Source organism: Streptococcus infantis (assembly GCF_047460875.1).
Lineage (GTDB): Bacteria > Bacillota > Bacilli > Lactobacillales > Streptococcaceae > Streptococcus > Streptococcus infantis_AA.
In genome coordinates this window covers 39,794-56,777 of the sequence record NZ_JASHFI010000004.1, presented here as the reverse complement: position 1 = coordinate 56,777, position 16,984 = coordinate 39,794, and the positions used below count along the sequence as shown (strand labels likewise).

The 16,984-nt window shown below is 37.3% G+C and carries 13 protein-coding genes; 12 read left to right on the top strand and 1 reads right to left on the bottom strand.

Annotation, left to right across the window (positions count from 1 at the left end; all coding sequences use genetic code 11):
• Positions 1-328: 328 nt before the first annotated feature.
• Positions 329-1,813 carry a DUF1846 domain-containing protein gene (locus QM887_RS04290; RefSeq protein WP_006149519.1) on the bottom strand — a complete coding sequence of 495 codons (1,485 nt, stop codon included), beginning with the start codon at positions 1,811-1,813 and terminating at the stop codon, positions 329-331.
• Between the two features lie 149 nt (positions 1,814-1,962).
• Here QM887_RS04290 and QM887_RS04285 point away from each other — a divergent pair, with 149 nt between their 5' ends.
• The 12 genes from QM887_RS04285 to QM887_RS04230 all read left to right on the top strand — a co-directional run bounded on the left by QM887_RS04285 (position 1,963) and on the right by QM887_RS04230 (position 16,981).
• On the top strand, positions 1,963-3,573 hold the full coding sequence (locus tag QM887_RS04285; RefSeq protein ID WP_414270671.1) for a glycoside hydrolase family 13 protein: 1,611 nt from the start codon (positions 1,963-1,965) through the stop codon (positions 3,571-3,573).
• A 314-nt stretch (positions 3,574-3,887) separates the two neighbouring features.
• Positions 3,888-5,855, top strand: coding sequence for a peptide ABC transporter substrate-binding protein (locus QM887_RS04280; RefSeq protein WP_414270670.1), 1,968 nt, complete (start codon positions 3,888-3,890; stop codon positions 5,853-5,855).
• Positions 5,856-6,019: 164 nt separating this feature from the next.
• Complete coding sequence (locus QM887_RS04275) at positions 6,020-7,978, top strand: peptide ABC transporter substrate-binding protein (protein WP_414270669.1); 1,959 nt, start codon at positions 6,020-6,022, stop codon at positions 7,976-7,978.
• A gap of 375 nt (positions 7,979-8,353) precedes the next feature.
• A complete protein-coding gene (locus tag QM887_RS04270) occupies positions 8,354-9,799 on the top strand; it encodes an LCP family protein (RefSeq protein ID WP_414270668.1) in 1,446 nt (481 codons plus the stop codon).
• A 1-nt stretch (position 9,800) separates the two neighbouring features.
• The gene (gene cps4B / locus QM887_RS04265; RefSeq protein WP_414270667.1) at positions 9,801-10,532 is read left to right on the top strand and encodes a capsular polysaccharide biosynthesis protein Cps4B; all 732 of its coding nucleotides are present in this window, start codon (positions 9,801-9,803) and stop codon (positions 10,530-10,532) included.
• Positions 10,533-10,540: 8 nt separating this feature from the next.
• The gene (locus tag QM887_RS04260) at positions 10,541-11,233 is read left to right on the top strand and encodes a capsular polysaccharide biosynthesis protein (RefSeq protein WP_414270666.1); all 693 of its coding nucleotides are present in this window, start codon (positions 10,541-10,543) and stop codon (positions 11,231-11,233) included.
• A gap of 9 nt (positions 11,234-11,242) precedes the next feature.
• Complete coding sequence (locus tag QM887_RS04255; protein ID WP_414270665.1) at positions 11,243-11,935, top strand: tyrosine-protein kinase; 693 nt, start codon at positions 11,243-11,245, stop codon at positions 11,933-11,935.
• Between the two features lie 56 nt (positions 11,936-11,991).
• Positions 11,992-12,627, top strand: a complete 636-nt coding sequence (locus QM887_RS04250) for a sugar transferase (protein ID WP_414270664.1) — start codon at positions 11,992-11,994, stop codon at positions 12,625-12,627.
• Positions 12,628-12,911: 284 nt separating this feature from the next.
• Positions 12,912-13,706, top strand: coding sequence for a DUF4422 domain-containing protein (locus QM887_RS04245; protein ID WP_414270663.1), 795 nt, complete (start codon positions 12,912-12,914; stop codon positions 13,704-13,706).
• 18 nt (positions 13,707-13,724) lie between these two features.
• Entirely contained in the window at positions 13,725-14,942 is a 1,218-nt protein-coding gene (locus QM887_RS04240; RefSeq protein WP_414270662.1) for a polymerase, read from the top strand.
• A gap of 112 nt (positions 14,943-15,054) precedes the next feature.
• Complete coding sequence (locus tag QM887_RS04235; protein ID WP_414270661.1) at positions 15,055-15,891, top strand: LicD family protein; 837 nt, start codon at positions 15,055-15,057, stop codon at positions 15,889-15,891.
• 7 nt (positions 15,892-15,898) lie between these two features.
• Positions 15,899-16,981, top strand: a complete 1,083-nt coding sequence (locus QM887_RS04230; RefSeq protein WP_414270660.1) for a glycosyltransferase family 4 protein — start codon at positions 15,899-15,901, stop codon at positions 16,979-16,981.
• Positions 16,982-16,984 lie beyond the last annotated feature (3 nt).

The window sequence follows — 16,984 nt, the reverse complement described above, 5'->3', positions numbered from 1 at the left end:
ATCAAGACCTCAGCCAAGGTAGTTCTAGCCTAGATTGAAGAGGATAGATTCATACTCTTCGAAAATCAAATTCAAACTGCGTCAACGTCGCCTTGCCGTACTCAAGTACAGCCTGTGGCTAGTTTCCTAGTTTGCTCTTTGATTTTCATTGAGTATCACTCCTTTTAAGAATTCATGAGAAATAAATCTAAAATTAAATGTTATCCCAGTTTCTATTAAAATTAGAATTCTTTTTGAAAGATATGCTTGTTAAAGACTGGCAAGATATAAAAAAACTCCAAGAGCTGGACGATGAGGATCCAACTCTTAGAGGAGTGAGTGTCGTATTTTACTTACGATATAAACGATCGTATTGGTAGTATGGATCAAAGGTTACGTTAATTCCCAATTTACGGAGAACGTTCTTGTCTTCATCTGTTAAGATAATCGTAGAATGAGCTTCGCTACCTTTGAGATTTCCGAGTTCTTTCATAGCGCGGTCTGCATCAGGATTCTGCATAGCTGTGATTGCAAGAGCGATAAGAATCTCATTAGAATGAAGACGTGGATTACGACTACCTAAGTGATTGATTTTCAAACCTTGGATTGGTTTCACCACTTCTGGTTCAATTAATTTTGTTTCGGCATCGATGTTCGCTGACTTCTTGATAGCATTGATCACAGCGGCAGCTGTCGGGCCAAAGAGTTCTGAATTCTTACCAGTGACGATTTCACCAGAAGGTAACTCAAGTGCTAGAGCAGGTCCATCTGTTTCTTCAGCTTTTTGTCGAGCAGCAACAGCAACCTTACGGTCAGCTGGCGTAATGCCGAGATCATTCATGAGAAGTTCGATTTTCTTGACAGCAGATTCAGCAACTTTTTCAGCCTTGAAGTCGAGAACTGTTTGGTAGTAGCGACGGATAATCTCTTGTTTCGATGCTTCAATTGCAGCATCGTTATCAGTGATTGCAAAACCAACCATATTTACACCCATGTCAGTTGGAGATGCATAAGGAGATTCGCCCAAGATACGTTCGAGCATACGCTTGAGAACAGGGAAAATCTCGATATCACGATTATAGTTGACGGTAGTTTCTCCGTAAGTTTGGAGATGGAACGGGTCAATCATATTGACATCATCAAGGTCTGCTGTGGCAGCCTCATAAGCTAGGTTAACTGGATGATGGAGAGGTAGATTCCAAACTGGGAAGGTTTCAAACTTAGCATAACCGGATTTGATACCATTCAGTTGGTCGTGGTACATGTTAGACATACAAGTTGCCAACTTACCTGAACCAGGTCCAGGAGCAGTCACGACAATTAAATTGCGACTCGTTTTGATATAGTCGTTTTTCCCCATACCTTCAGGTGAGATAATATGGTCCATATCTGTCGGATAACCCTTGATTGGGTAGTGGAGATAAGAGTCAATCCCATTTTTTGCCAATTGATTACGGAAGGTATCTGCAGCAGGTTGGCCGGCGTATTGTGTGATAACGACAGAGCCGACAAAGATACCAAGTTCGTTGAATTTGTCAATCAAACGAAGCACTTCTTGGTCGTAAGAAATACCCAAGTCACCACGAGCCTTTGAGTGCTCGATATTGCTAGCGTTAATGGCAATAACAACCTCGACTTGTTCTTTCAACTCTTGCAAGAGTTTGATTTTGTTATCCGGCTCATATCCAGGAAGGACACGGGCAGCGTGGAAGTCCTCCAACATCTTGCCTCCAAACTCCAAGTAGAGTTTGCCGTCAAACTGGTTAATACGCTCCAAAATATGGTCGCGTTGTAAATTTAGATATTTTTCAGAACTAAAAGCTTGTTTTTTCATTTTTTTACCTCTATTTTCTATTATATAAAAAAAATAGAAGATAAGAAACTACAGAGTAATAAAAGTAAGAAAAAAGATAAAGCAAACGCTTGCACAAACGGGGAAAAAAGTCTATGATGGAGTAAAGTGAATTTAAAAGAGGTGAAAATATGCAAGAAAAATGGTGGCACAATGCCGTTGTTTATCAGGTCTATCCAAAAAGTTTCAAGGATAGTAATGGAGATGGGATTGGTGATTTGCCTGGAATTACTAGCAAGTTAGACTATCTAGCTAAGCTTGGGATCACAGCGATTTGGCTTTCTCCAGTTTATGACAGTCCAATGGATGATAATGGCTATGATATTGCCAACTACCAAGATATCGCTTCTATCTTTGGAACTATGGAAGACATGGACCAGCTGATTGCTGAAGCCAAAAAACGAGATATTCGAATCATTATGGATTTGGTTGTCAATCATACGTCCGATGAGCATGCTTGGTTTATTGAAGCGCGTGAAAATCCTCAAAGTCCCGAACGAGACTACTATATCTGGCGTGATGAACCCAATGATTTAACCTCTACTTTTAGTGGTTCTGCATGGGAATACGATGAAAAGTCTGGTCAATATTATCTACACTTTTTCAGTAAGAAACAACCAGACCTCAATTGGGAAAACGAAGAGCTCCGTCATAAAATCTATGAGATGATGAATTTCTGGATTGATAAAGGGATTGGTGGATTCCGTATGGACGTTATTGACATGATTGGGAAGATACCTGACCAGAAGATTGTCAACAATGGTCCCATGCTTCATCCCTACCTCAAGGAAATGAATCAGGCGACTTTTGGAGATAAGAATCTCTTGACAGTAGGGGAGACTTGGGGAGCAACTCCAGAAATTGCCAAGCTCTACTCTGATCCAAAGGGGCAAGAATTGTCTATGGTTTTCCAGTTTGAACATATCTGTCTTCAGTATCAGGAAGGACAACCTAAGTGGCAGTACCAAAAAGAGCTAAATGTTGGGAAATTAAAAGAGATTTTCAACAAATGGCAGACAGAATTAGGAGTTGAGGATGGGTGGAATTCCCTCTTCTGGAACAACCATGATCTCCCTCGAATCGTCTCTATCTGGGGAAATGACCAAGAATACCGTGAGAAATCAGCCAAGGCTTTTGCGATTTTACTTCATTTGATGAGAGGAACACCCTATATCTATCAAGGTGAGGAGATTGGGATGACCAATTTCCCATTTGAAAAGCTAGATCAAGTAGAGGATATTGAATCTATCAACTATGCGCGTGAGGCTCTTGAAAAAGGCGTTCCTATAGAAGAAATCATGGATAGTATCCGTGTCATCGGACGTGATAATGCCCGTACTCCAATGCAGTGGGATGAGACAAAAAATGCGGGTTTCTCAGACGGACAACCTTGGTTGGCTGTTAATCCAAACTACGAAGCAATCAACGTTCAGGAAGCACTGGAAAACCCAGATTCTATTTTCTATACTTATCAAAAATTGGTAAACATTCGTAAGGAAAATAGCTGGTTGGTGAGAGCTGATTTTGAACTCCTTGAAACGGCTGAAAAAGTCTTTGCTTATATCCGTAAGGACGGGAATCGCCGATTCTTAGTGGTAGTTAACCTCTCAAGTCAAGAACAAGAGTTTCACTTGGATGCAGTCTTTAAGTCAGTCTTGATTGCAAATACAGATGTCAAAGATAACTTAGAACAACTAACATTAGCTCCCTGGGATGCCTTCAGTGTCGAATTAGCCAAATAAACCTAAAAGAGGCTGGGACAAAAGTGCCAGCCTCTCAATTGTCTTTGGATTACCGAGCAAGACGCAGTGGTTGAGTGGGCTCTACTACGCTGATTTCATCAGCTTTTACAACCCTACTCAACTGTGCGGAGGTGGGACAACGAAATCGAATTCTAACGAATTACCGATTTCTGTCCCACTCTCTTTTCTAAAATAAGTGTAGGAAAATCTTTAAAAAATATTTGTTTGAATTTTCTAAAAAAACCTTGTAAACCCTTGCTTTTATAGAAAAATAGGGTATAATGGTGAAAATAGTATTTTAAAGGAGAATACCGATGAAATCGAAAAAGTGGCTCGCAGTAGCAGGGATTACGATGAGTACAGCTCTTCTTTTGGCAGCCTGTGGTAAGACTGAGAAAAAAGCTGACGCTCCGACATCATTCTCATATGTATATGCTATCGATCCATCCTCTTTGGACTATAGTGTTACTAGTAAAAGTTCGACATCAGACGTTATCGCAAACGTTGTAGATGGACTCTTGGAAAATGACAAGTATGGGAATTTGATTCCATCTCTAGCTGAGGATTGGTCAGTTTCACAGGACGGTTTGACTTACACTTACAAGCTTCGTAAGGGTGTGAAATGGTATACTTCTGAAGGTGAAGAATATGCAGAAGTCAAGGCTCAAGACTTTGTGACTGGATTGAAACATGCGGCAGATGGCAAGTCGGATGGTCTAACACTTATCCAAGATTCCATCAAAGGTTTGGCCGAGTATGTTAGTGGTGAAAGCAATGACTTCTCAACAGTCGGTGTCAAAGCAGTTGATGACTATACGGTTGAGTATACCTTGAACAAACCAGAAAGCTTCTGGAATTCTAAGGTAACAACAGCACCAATGCTTCCAGTTAATGAAGAATTCCTAAATTCTCAAGGTAAAGATTATGGAACACCAACACCGTCATCTATTCTCTACAACGGTCCATATATCTTGAAGAATCTAACTTCAAAATCAGTTATCGAGTACGAAAAGAATCCAAACTATTGGGATAAAGATAATGTTAAGATTGACCACATCAAGCTTACCTTCTATGATGGATCTGACCAAGAGTCATTGATTCGTAGCTTTGCATCAGGGTCATTCACAACAGCTCGTCTCTTCCCGACTTCTTCAAACTTCGAATCAACTAAACAAGAGTACGGGGATAAGATCGTTTACAGCCCGCAAGAAGCAACTAGCTATTACCTTACATTTAACGTAAACCGTCAATCTTACAACAAGACAGCTAAGACTGATGATGCTCAAAAAACATCAACAAAAGAAGCGCTTCTCAACAAGAACTTCCGTCAAGCCATCAATTTCGCGCTTGACCGTCATTCTTATGCAGCTCAGTTGAATGGTGAAGAAGGTGCAGACAAGATTATCCGTAATAGCCTTGTGCCTTTTGACTATGTCCAAGTTGGTGAAAAGACCTTTGGAGAATTGGCGCAAGAACAACTTGTCACCTATGGTGATCAATGGAAAGATGTTGCTTTGACAGACGGTAAAGATACTCTTTATAATCCAACAAAAGCAAAAGCAGCCTTTGAAAAAGCCAAGTCAGAATTGCAAAGCAAGGGCGTAACCTTCCCAATTCACTTGGATATTCCAGTTGAGCAAACAGATGTCATCGCTGTACAGCAGACCAACTCCCTCAAACAATCTGTCGAAGCAGCGCTTGGAACTGATAATGTCGTTATCGACGTTCTTCAAATGACTGATAATGAAAAGATGAGCATTACTTCTCAAGCTAAAGTTCCTTCTCAAAAGGACTATGACTTGAACGGAACTGGTTGGGGGCCAGACTATCAAGATCCAGCTACCTATCTAAATATCCTGGATGCTAAGAAGGGTTCTGCCCTTAAACACTTGGGTATCACAAAAGGAAAAGATCCAGAAGTCATGGCTCAAGTTGGACTTGATGAGTACAAGAAACTCTTGGATGATGCAGCATCAGAAACAACCGACCTTAACAAACGCTATGAAAAATATGCTAAAGCACAGGCTTGGGTATCTGATAGCTCACTCCTCATTCCTGTAGCGTCTTCAGGTGGTTCTCCGACCGTAAGTCGTACAGTGCCGTTTACAAAAGCCTACTCTCAGGTTGGTATCAAGGGCGATCCATTTGTATTCAAAGGTTTGGAATTGCAAAATGATATTGTAACTACTAAAGAATACGAAGAAGCTCTCAAGAAATGGCAAAAAGAGAAAATTGAAACAAATGCCAAATACCAAAAAGAGCTAGCTAACCACGTTAAATAGCCTTCATAAAATATAGAAACAGAGAATGCCTGTCAAATGCGACGGGGGGTTCTCTGTTTTTTATGGTTTGAAAGTGCTAAAAATTAAATAACTTTACTTTTGGTACAAAATTTGTTAAAATATATACATGTTACAAAACCTAACATATAAGGAGAAAGTAAATCATGAGCATGAAAAAACGCTTATTAGGAGCAGGTTTGACTCTTGCTGCAGCTATCTTGCTAACGGCTTGTGGCCAGTCTGCGTCGGATGACAAAACCTATTCTTCAACCTTTGGGGCTGACCCAACAACATTTAACTACCTTTTGGACTATTCAGGTGACAATACCAATGTTATCACCAACTTGGTAGATGGTCTTTTAGAAAATGACAACTACGGAAATCTTGTTCCTGCCCTTGCAGAAGATTGGAGTGTTTCAAAGGATGGTTTGACCTATACTTACAAACTTCGCCAAGATGCCAAGTGGTTCACAGCTGATGGGGAGGAATATGCGCCTATCAAAGCTCAAGACTTTGTGACAGGTGTCAAATACGCTGCTGATAATAAGAGTCAAGCGCTGGATTTGATTCAAAACTCAATCAAAGGCTTGGATGATTATGTAACAGGCACAAATTCAGATTTTTCAAATGTCGGTGTCAAAGCCTTGGATGACTACACTGTCCAATATACCTTGACACGTCCAGAACCTTTCTGGAATTCTAAGACTACAAATAGTATCTTATTCCCAGTTAATGAAGAATTCTTGACTTCTAAAGATAAAGCATTTGGAGAGTTAAAAGCAGATAGTATTCTCTATAGTGGTCCATACTTGCTAAAAGAATTCACATCTAAATCATCACTTGAGTATATGAAAAACCCTCATTACTATGATCAAGAAAAAGTGACGATTGAAAGAGTTAAGTTGGCCTATGTTGATGGTTCTGACCAAGATATGACGATTCGTAACTTTGAAAGTGGAGCCTACTCATCTGCAGGTGTCTACCCAAATAGTTCAAACTTTGCTAAGACAAAGGAAAAATACAAGGACAATATCGTCTATAGTTTGCAAGGTGCAACTTCTTGGTACTATAACTTTAACGTCAATCGTCAGTCTTATAATTTCACAGCTAAGACCAGCGATGAACAAAAACAAGCTACTCAGGCTGCTGTTTTAAATAAAAACTTCCGTCAAGCTATCAACTTCGCCCTTGATCGTACATCTTACTCAGCTCAGTCTAATGGTGAAGAAGCTGCGAAAAACACTCTTCGTAACACACTTGTGCCACCTACTTTCGTACAAGTAGGAGATAAGACTTTTGGTGAGACAGTTGCATCTAAGTTGGTCAACTATGGTACACAATGGACAAATATGAATCTTGAAGATGCCCAAGATGCTTACTTCAACAAAGAAAAAGCGCAAGCTCAATTAGCAGAAGCTAAAAAAGAACTAGAGGCTCAAGGTGTAACCTTCCCGATTCATTTAGATTTGCCAGTGGATCAGGTCAACAAAACCTTGCTTCCTAAGCTTTATTCACTCAAACAATCTGTGGAATCCACACTTGGAGCTGAAAATGTGGTGATTGATGTAGTTTTAGTTTCAACTGAAGACTATGCCAATGCGACTTTCCAAGCACCGACACCAGCTGATCATGACTATGATTTGAACTTGGATGGATGGTCAGCAGACTACCAAGACCCTTCGACTTACCTCAATCCTTTTAATGCAGAAGATGGTTTCTATCTTAAGATTTTGGGACTTGATCCAAGTAAGGATGCTGACAAGATTACAGGCCTAGGAATGGATCAATACACTCAGAAACTGAAAACTGCTGATGCGGAAAGTACGGATGTAGCTAAACGCTATGAAAACTATGCAGATGCGCAAGCATGGTTGATTGACAGTTCTCTTCTAATCCCTGTGAATTCAGATGGTGGTGGAGCTTCAGTAACACGTGTGACACCATTTACACGAGCTTACTCACTTGTCGGAATCAAAGGTACTGGAAGTAACTACAAGTACATGAAATTGCAAACCGAAGTCGTAACAACTGCTCAATTTGACGAAGCTAAAGCCAAATGGGAACAAGAACGTAAAAACTCAGTCGAAAAGAGTCAAAAAGAATTCGAAAGTCACGTTAAATAACTTAAAAAAAGGCCGGGATGACATCCTAGCCCTTTTTTGCATGTAATGAGTCTCTAAAATGGTAACTACTAGTTTTTTGGCTTTTTGACCTTTCAAGAGTTATTTTAGCTTTTCTCTAGCTAGAGCATTCAGAAATCCAGAAGATTATTGGGGGATTGCAGGTATGGAACTGTGACATCAAGACCTCGCTACCGATTTCTGTAGCATCAACTTTTTAGATTAAAATCTTTATTAGAAAAATTTTTAGGTATTTAACGATTAAAATATAATATTTTTGTTTTCAAGGAAAAAGAAAACGGTTGCGTTCTGGAAGTTAATAGCATTCATGGATGTTTTATGATATAATAAGAATAAAATATTTTGTAGAGGTGTAAGGTGGGGCGACGTTTGAAAAAGACTAAAGCAGGTAAAATTCATCAAAATATCAATATATTGCTAATGATAGTATATGTAATCATTGCTTGTTTTTTGCTGTTTTTAATGTTCAGATATCATATTTTGGCTGTTAATTATGTCAACTTTCTTCTAGCCTTTATGATGGCTTTGATAGGGATAGTAGCCATGGTTTTGATTTTAAATAAAAAAGCTAAGATTTTTACTTTAATCATGCTCCTGCTATCTATCATGACCAGCTCACTAGCCTTGGTTGGAGTTCGACAGTTCATTAGTTTGGCCAATCAATTAAATGCGACATCCAACTATTCTAGTTATTCTATCAGTGTTGCTGTCTTGGCAGATAGTGAAATTGGCAATGTGTCACAACTATCCAGTGTGACAGCTCCAACTGGGACAGATTCTGAAAACATCCAAAAGTTGCTAGATGATATTAAAGCAACTCAGAGTAAAGACTTGTCTGTTGAAGAGAGCTCTTCATATCTTGCAGCTTATAAGAGTCTCTTGGCGGGAGACTCTAAGGCAATTGTCTTGAATAGTGTTTTTGAAAACCTGATTGAACAAGAATATCCAGACCACGCCAAGAAGATTAAAAAGATCTACACTAAGGAATTAACCAAGACTGTTGAGGCGCCTAAGGTTTCTCAAAACAAGGCCTTTAACCTTTACATTAGTGGGATTGATACTTATGGACCGATCAGCTCAGTGTCGCGTTCGGATGTCAATATCATCATGACTGTTAATCAAGAGACTAAGAAAATTCTCTTGACAACGACCCCTCGCGATGCCTATGTTCCAATCGCAGATGGTGGGAATAACCAAAATGATAAGCTGACTCATGCAGGTATTTATGGTGTGGATGCTTCCATTCATACCTTAGAAAATCTCTATGGTATAGAGCTGAATTACTATGCACGACTTAACTTCACTTCTTTCTTAAAATTAATTGATTTGTTAGGTGGTGTAGATGTTTATAACGACCAAGAATTCACAGCTCATACAAATGGTAAATACTATGGAGTAGGAAATATTCACTTAGATTCAGAATTAGCCTTAGGGTTTGTTCGGGAGCGTTATTCATTAACTAATGGTGATGGTGATCGTGGACGAAATCAGCAAAAAGTTATTTCTGCTATAATTCAAAAACTAACTTCAACAGAAGCTTTGAAGAATTTTGATGCTATTATGCAAAGTCTACAAGATTCCGTTCAAACAAATATGCCACCTGAAACAATGATGAGCTTGGTAAATACTCAACTGGAAAGCGGCGGTAAATATACTGTCATCACTAGAGATTTAAAAGGGACTGGCCGTATGGGTCTCCCTTCCTATGCCATGCCGGATAGTAGTCTTTATATGTTAGAAGTGGATTCTAATAGTTTGGAAACTTTAAAAACAGAGATAAAAGATATCATGGAAGGAAGATAAGATGATTGATCTCCATTCACACATAGTTTTTGATGTAGACGACGGGCCTAAAAGTATAGACGATAGTCGAGCGCTCTTGGAAGAAGCTTATGCACAAGGGGTTCGAACGATTGTTTCTACTTCTCATCGCCGAAAGGGTATGTTTGAAACGCCCGAAGATAAAATTGCTGCCAATTTTAAAGCAGTTCAAGACTTAGCACAAGACATAGCTCCAGATTTAAGGATTTTATATGGAGCTGAAATCTATTACACGAGTGATATTCTAGATAAATTGGAGAACAACCTCATTCCTAAATTGAATGGCACTCGCTATGCCTTAATTGAATTTAGTATGAACACACCTTATCGTGAGATTCATAATGCATTAACCAATGTCCTTATGATGGGAGTTACACCAGTAGTTGCTCATATTGAACGCTATCACGCCTTGGAAAATGATGAAAAAAGGGTGAGAGAGTTGATAAACATGGGATGCTATACACAAGTCAATAGTTCAAGTATCCTTAAACCAAAACTATTTGGAGATACCTATAAATTCATGAAAAAACGTGCTCGCTATTTCTTGGAGAAAGACTTGGTTCATATAGTTGCTAGTGATATGCACAATTTGGATAGTCGTCCACCTTATATGAAAGAAGCCTACGAAATCGTAAGTAAAAAGTATGGATTAGATAAAGCTAGAGAACTCTTTATACTAAATCCCGAAAAAATCATAAAAGATCAAATTATTTAGGAGAAATGATGAAAGAAAAAGACAAAATCGAAATTGATGTTTTACAAATGCTGAAAGTACTATGGAAACGTAAATTGATTATAGTATTAGCGGCTGTTATCACAGGAGGAATTGCCTTTGGCTATAGTTCCTTTGTTGTGAAACCAGAATATACAAGTACAACACGTATCTATGTGGTGAATCGTAACCAAGGTGATAAACCCGGCTTGACCAACCAAGACCTTCAAGCGGGTTCATATTTGGTAAAGGACTACCGTGAAATCATCCTTTCTCAAGATGTTCTTGAAAAAGTTGTTGCAGAACAAAAATTACATATGGATGCCAAGGCTCTCGGTAGAAAAGTCCGAGTAACAGTTCCGGCTGATACTCGTATTGTGTCAATTTCTGTTCGAGATGGTGTGCCTGAGGAGGCTAGCCGTATTGCTAATGCTCTCCGTGAGGTTGCTGCTGATAAAATCATCGCCGTGACTCGTGTATCAGATGTAACGACCTTAGAAGAAGCACGCCCTGCTTTGTCGCCATCATCTCCAAATATTCGCCGAAACACAATCTTAGGAGTTGGTGCAGGGGCTGGACTTATTATCTTCGTAGTTCTCTTGGTTGAATTGTTGGATGACCGCGTTAAACGTCCAGAAGATATTGAAGAAGTTATGCATATCTCACTTCTAGGAGTGATTCCAAATCTTGAAAAATTAAAGTAAGGTGAAAAAATGGCAAAGTTAGTATTAACAGAACAACGTTTAGGATATGTGAAAAAAGCTGAAGAGTATTATAATGCTCTTCGTACCAATATCCAGCTTAGTGGAGATAAGTTGAAGGTTATTGCACTTTCTTCGGTAAGACCAGGTGAAGGAAAATCTACTACTTCAACAAATATTGCTTGGGCTTTTGCACGAGCAGGATACAAAACACTCTTGATTGATGCCGATATTCGTAATTCGGTTATGTCAGGTGTCTTTAAATCTACTGAAAAAATCACAGGTTTAACTGACTATTTGTCTGGCTCAAAAGATTTGTCTCAAGGTTTGTGTGAAACAAATGTGGAAAATTTGTATGTCATTCAATCAGGAGCAATCTCTCCCAATCCAACAGCTCTTCTTCAAAGCGAAAAATTCGAGACTATGATTGAAACTTTGCGAAAATATTTTGATTATATTATCGTAGACACTGCACCAATCGGAGTGGTTATTGATGCTGCAATCGTTGCTCAAAAGTGTGATGCTTCTATCCTTGTAACTGAAGCTGGTGCTACGAAACGTAGAGAAGTTGATAGAGCTAAACAGCAGTTAGAACAAACAGGAACACCGTTCTTAGGAGTTATTTTAAACAAATTTAACATTCAGCTCGAAAAATATGGATCGTACGGAGTTTACGGAAATTATGGTGCATATGGAACTAAGTAAGTGACGGGTGAAAAATTATTTTAATCAGATTATTATGAAAAGAAGGTGGAGTTTAAATGAAAATAAGTGGGGGATTATACAGGAGTTTTAAACAGCTTGCGGACTTCTTTATTGGATTGATTGGAACAGTTTTACTAGTCTTGCCGAGTTATTTAATCATTTTTGTTATTTATAAAACAAAAGGATACAAGGGAAGTATTTTCTTTACTCAATATAGAGTGGGACTAAATGGAAAGAAGTTCAAAATCATTAAATTTCGTTCAATGGTTGAAAATGCTGAAGAGATTCTAGTCGCAAATAAGAAACTACACCAAAAATACATTGAAAATAGTTATAAGTTACCTCCCAATGAAGATCCTCGCTTAACTATTATCGGAGATTTTATCAGAAAAACAAGTATTGATGAGTTTCCACAGTTTATAAACGTTTTACGAGGAGAGATGAGTTTTATTGGTCCTAGGCCAATTCTTGATAAGGAATTAAAAGAATATACCGAGGATGAGCAGAAGTTATTGCTCTCGGTGAAACCAGGTATAACTGGAATGTGGCAAGTTTCTGGGAGAAGTGACGTGTATTATCCTGAACGATGCGAGATGGAATTGTACTATCCTAGAAATCAATCTTTTAAATTAGATGTCAAAATATTCTTATTAACAATCAAACAAGTTTTAACGAGAAAAGGGGCTCATTAATTAGGAACTATGATTTGTATAAAACTGATAGTCTGTTGGTGAGTTTTAACTAAAAACTGAATAAGATCAAATGCTGGTGGTAGTGTATTAGAAGTGGGAATAGAAGCTCTACCAGTTAAAGGGATACGGTGGTTTTTAGTCTCTGTATCAAACGGATTGAAAAGAGTAAATTAAAACACATGAAAATAGTTGACTAGTTTCTTATGTGGATACGGTGGAGCTTGGACGCAAGTGTTTGATTCTTTTTTATCCAAAATAGTTAAATCTAAATGAAGGGGGTTAAAATGACAAAGAATTACAAAATTATTGTGGCAACACATAAGCAATTTATGATGCCTGCTGATGCGGAACTTTACCTACCTATCCATGTTGGGAGTGAAGGAAAAGAAGACTTAGGGTACCAATGTGATAATGAAGGGGATAATATTTCCAAATTGAATCCCTATTATTGTGAGTTGACAGGACTTTATTGGGCGTGGAAAAACTTGGAATGTGATTATCTTGGTTTGGTCCATTATCGTCGCTATTTTACAACCGGACGTCAATCTTATAGTGAAGATATCGACATGAATAACATAATTTTATCCAAATCAGAAATTGAAAGATTACTGTTAGATTATGATGTCCTTGTCCCCCGAAAAAGAAAATACTATATCGAAACTCTGTACTCTCATTATGCGCATACACACGATGCAAAACACCTAGATGTGACCCGTCAAATCGTTAGTGAGTTAAGACCGGAATTTTTAGAGTCATTTGATAAGGTTATGAAACAACGTAGTGGTTATATGTTCAACATGTTTATCATGTCCAAAGAAAATGTCGATGCATACTGTGAGTGGCTGTTTCCGATTGTTGATGAACTTTATAGACGAATAGACATAGAAGGGTATTCTGCTTTTGACGCTAGATTATTTGGTCGTGTCAGCGAACGATTGTTTAATGTTTGGTTGGCTAATCAAGATTTTCGGATAAAAGAAATCCCTTTTATTTACATGGAGAAGATTAATTTGATTCAAAAAGGGAAATCCTTTTTACAAGCTAAATTCTTTGGGAAAAAATACGGACAGAGTTTTTAGATAGGAATATAAATAGGAATGAAAATAGTAATAAAGATAAAGTCTTTACCAGAAACTTTAGCTCTTGTTGCGTTAGGGATGTTTTTAATTGCTTCGATATTAGATGTAACTTTCTATGTACAATACATGCCTAGAGTATTTTATAAAGTGGTTGTGGCTATTGCTCTTTTCCTTTTGCTAATAAAAGAGTCATTTAAAGGAAAGTATGAATATAAAACGCTAATAGGATTAATTACTACAATTTTAATTTACTTTATTATAGGAAGAGTGAGCAGTATCACTTCTAATATTGCAGTAGGCCTATTTTTTATATATGCTCTACGCGATATTCCATTTAAAAATGTAGCGAAAACTTCACTAATCATAAGTGTGTTTTTGTTGTCTATTGTTATAATAGGAGCAAAAACGGGAGTTATACTTAATTATTTAGAGGTTTCTGGAGCTAGGGTTCGTAGCTACTTAGGTTTCAGATATGCTTTATTCCCATCGATATTACTAATGAATATAGTTTCTATTGTATTCTATTTGAAACAAGATAGAATACAATATTGGCAGTGGTTGTTGCTTGCTTTTTCTGCTATTTGGGTTTATGATCAAACGGACTCTCGTTTGACATTTTATAGTTCTTGTATATTATTGATATTCAATTTATTAATAAAGTGGATTCCTAATCTTTGCTCTAAGTTAGGATATGTGTTTAAGGCTTTTAAACTTACCTTTATTGTAAATGCTATCATTAGTTTTTGGGTTGCTACGACCTATCTAAATTCAACTAATTCTTTTGTCAATAATTTTCTTTTTAAATTAAACAGTATGTTAGGTGGTCGTCTTTACTTAGCCAATAAGTCTCTGCAACTTTATGGTTTTGGATTGCTAGGACGGCCAGTTGAATGGTACGGTAACGGTCTGACTGTTGAGGGAGTAAGAAATTCCCTAACATATCTTTATGTGGACAATTTGTATATCCAAATTTTACAAAAATACGGTTTACTAATTTTAGCATTGATGGTCTCGCTCCTAACTTTAACTTTGTTTAAAGTTATTAAAAGTCGTCAATGGGTTCTTGCTTTTATTTTGATAATGATGAGTTTTCATTCCATGATTGATGATTTGAATTTGTACCTTCATTACAATATTTTTTGGATATTGATAGGTAGTTTAATATATTCTGACTATCAATTTTCTGATGAAAGAGATGAAGAGATAGAGGTTCGTCCGTTTGAAAAAATTTTATAGGGAATCGCCCCAAAAATTTGACTAGCACAGATTAATAAGTAAGTATAAATGAGTGTAGACTAGGAAAACTATTGTATATCGAGTTTTTGCTAATTTAATATAGGAGAAGAGAATGTCGGATATCAAAATCATTCAAGATAAGATTTTATCTATTTTGAAAGAGTTTATTAATATTTGCGAAGAAAATAACCTAACCTACTATGCACTTGGGGGGACCTTGCTAGGAGCGGTACGTCATAATGGTTTCATACCTTGGGATGACGATATCGATATCGGTATGCCGAGAGAAGACTATGAAAAGTTTAAAAAACTAGCCCCAGAGTTATTGCCAAGTAATTATAAATTTTTAAGTGAAGACTCTTTTGGCTATAAAAAGGCTTTCTCTGTGATTCGAGATGATGCAACAAAGATTATCATGAATTATAGTAAAGAAGAATTGGTAGAGAGTTTGTGGATAGACATTTTCCCGCTAGATGGTATGCCCTCTAATGCTTTAAAGAAAAAAATCCATTCCTTTAGATATTTGTATACAAGGATGATGGTCCAACTCTCACAATTTAATAGTTTGGTGAATCAGAAAAAAGAAAATCGCCCACTAGCTGAAAAAGCAATCATTGCATTTGCGAACGCTGTTAATATTGAGAAATTAATTTCTTTTACATGGGCACAAAAAAAATATTTACAAACGATAAAAAAATATTCGTTTGATGAAGCTTATGCAGGAAATTATACGGGAGCTTACAAATTAAAAGAGATAGTACCAAGTGATTACTTTGGAGAACCAGTCCTATTACAGTTTGAAGATCTTAAACTTTGTTGTCCTTGCAAATATAAAGAATATCTAACAGCCATTTACGGAGCGGATTATATGCAATTGCCGCCAGAAGACAAAAGGACTCTTCACCACTACGAGATTATATCACTGGGTGAAAATGAAGGGGAAGTGTAGTTTAAAGATGAAAAAAATCGCTTTAGTGAAATGGAGTATTGATAGAACTGACGGAGGCTTAAAAGTAGCTACAAGTCTAGCGAATGAATTATCAGGAATGTATGAAGTGCATTTGCTATCAATGATTTCTACAGAAACAAATTTTTTTCCAGTGAAAGACTCAGTTAAATATAGAAATTTATCACCTAAAAAAATTTCTATGAGTAAGAATTTTTTCTCTGCGGTTAAGTTACTAAGGAGTTATTTAACGGAGCAAGGTATCGATATTGTGTTTGGTATCGGAATGAGTATGAATTCAGTAGGTGTAGCAAGTACTCTTGGTTTAAAAACAAAATTTGTTTCCTGCGATCACACAAACTCAATAGTGGATAATGATACTAAAGTTAAGAAAGTCCAGAGATTTGTTGGTGCTAAATTTGCTGACAAGATTATTACTCTCACTCAAGAAGATCGTAGAAATTATATTAGAAAATATGGTATCGCTGAAGATAAGATTGCTTATATTTACAATTGGAAAGAAGATGTTCTTTCTAATGTGACTTATAACAGTGAGTCGACTAAACTTGTTACAGTTGGTCGATTTGATACCCAAAAAGGCTATGATTACCTTGTTCAAGTTGCCAAAAAGGTATTAAATGAGAAGTCTGACTGGACTTGGGATATCTATGGCTCTGGCAATAAAGATGAAGTTAATAAAATCAGAGATTTAATCATCGAAAATGATTTGCAGGATAAATTATTCATTAAAGGACTTGAAAAAAACCAGGCTCTAATATATGGGGATAAAGCGATTTACGTCATGACTTCTCGCTATGAAGGTTTACCTCTAGTGCTATTAGAGGCTCAGCAATATAATCTTCCTATAGTTAGCTTTAGTTGTCCGACAGGACCGAACGAAATTGTTGAAGATGGAGTTAATGGCTATCTGGTTGAGTGCTATGATACGGACAAGTTGAGCCAAAAATTGCTTGAACTGATGGGAGATGAAGCTTTGAGACAGTCTTTCTCAGAACATGCAAAAGACAATATGGATAAATTCGATAAAGATAAAATTCTCAAGCAGTGGATTGAACTAATTGAGACGATTTAGGAG

Bases quoted from the DNA above. Each gene is read 5' to 3' on its own strand.
- QM887_RS04240 (WP_414270662.1), top strand. From the start codon at position 13,725: ATGAAAATAGTAATAAAGATAAAGTCTTTACCAGAAACTTTAGCTCTT.
- QM887_RS04280 (WP_414270670.1), top strand. From the start codon at position 3,888: ATGAAATCGAAAAAGTGGCTCGCAGTAGCAGGGATTACGATGAGTACA.
- QM887_RS04275 (WP_414270669.1), top strand. From the start codon at position 6,020: ATGAGCATGAAAAAACGCTTATTAGGAGCAGGTTTGACTCTTGCTGCA.
- QM887_RS04260 (WP_414270666.1), top strand. From the start codon at position 10,541: ATGAAAGAAAAAGACAAAATCGAAATTGATGTTTTACAAATGCTGAAA.
- QM887_RS04285 (WP_414270671.1), top strand. From the start codon at position 1,963: ATGCAAGAAAAATGGTGGCACAATGCCGTTGTTTATCAGGTCTATCCA.
- QM887_RS04255 (WP_414270665.1), top strand. From the start codon at position 11,243: ATGGCAAAGTTAGTATTAACAGAACAACGTTTAGGATATGTGAAAAAA.
- QM887_RS04245 (WP_414270663.1), top strand. From the start codon at position 12,912: ATGACAAAGAATTACAAAATTATTGTGGCAACACATAAGCAATTTATG.
- QM887_RS04250 (WP_414270664.1), top strand. From the start codon at position 11,992: ATGAAAATAAGTGGGGGATTATACAGGAGTTTTAAACAGCTTGCGGAC.
- QM887_RS04230 (WP_414270660.1), top strand. From the start codon at position 15,899: ATGAAAAAAATCGCTTTAGTGAAATGGAGTATTGATAGAACTGACGGA.
- QM887_RS04290 (WP_006149519.1), bottom strand. From the start codon at position 1,813: ATGAAAAAACAAGCTTTTAGTTCTGAAAAATATCTAAATTTACAACGC.
- QM887_RS04235 (WP_414270661.1), top strand. From the start codon at position 15,055: ATGTCGGATATCAAAATCATTCAAGATAAGATTTTATCTATTTTGAAA.
- cps4B (WP_414270667.1), top strand. From the start codon at position 9,801: ATGATTGATCTCCATTCACACATAGTTTTTGATGTAGACGACGGGCCT.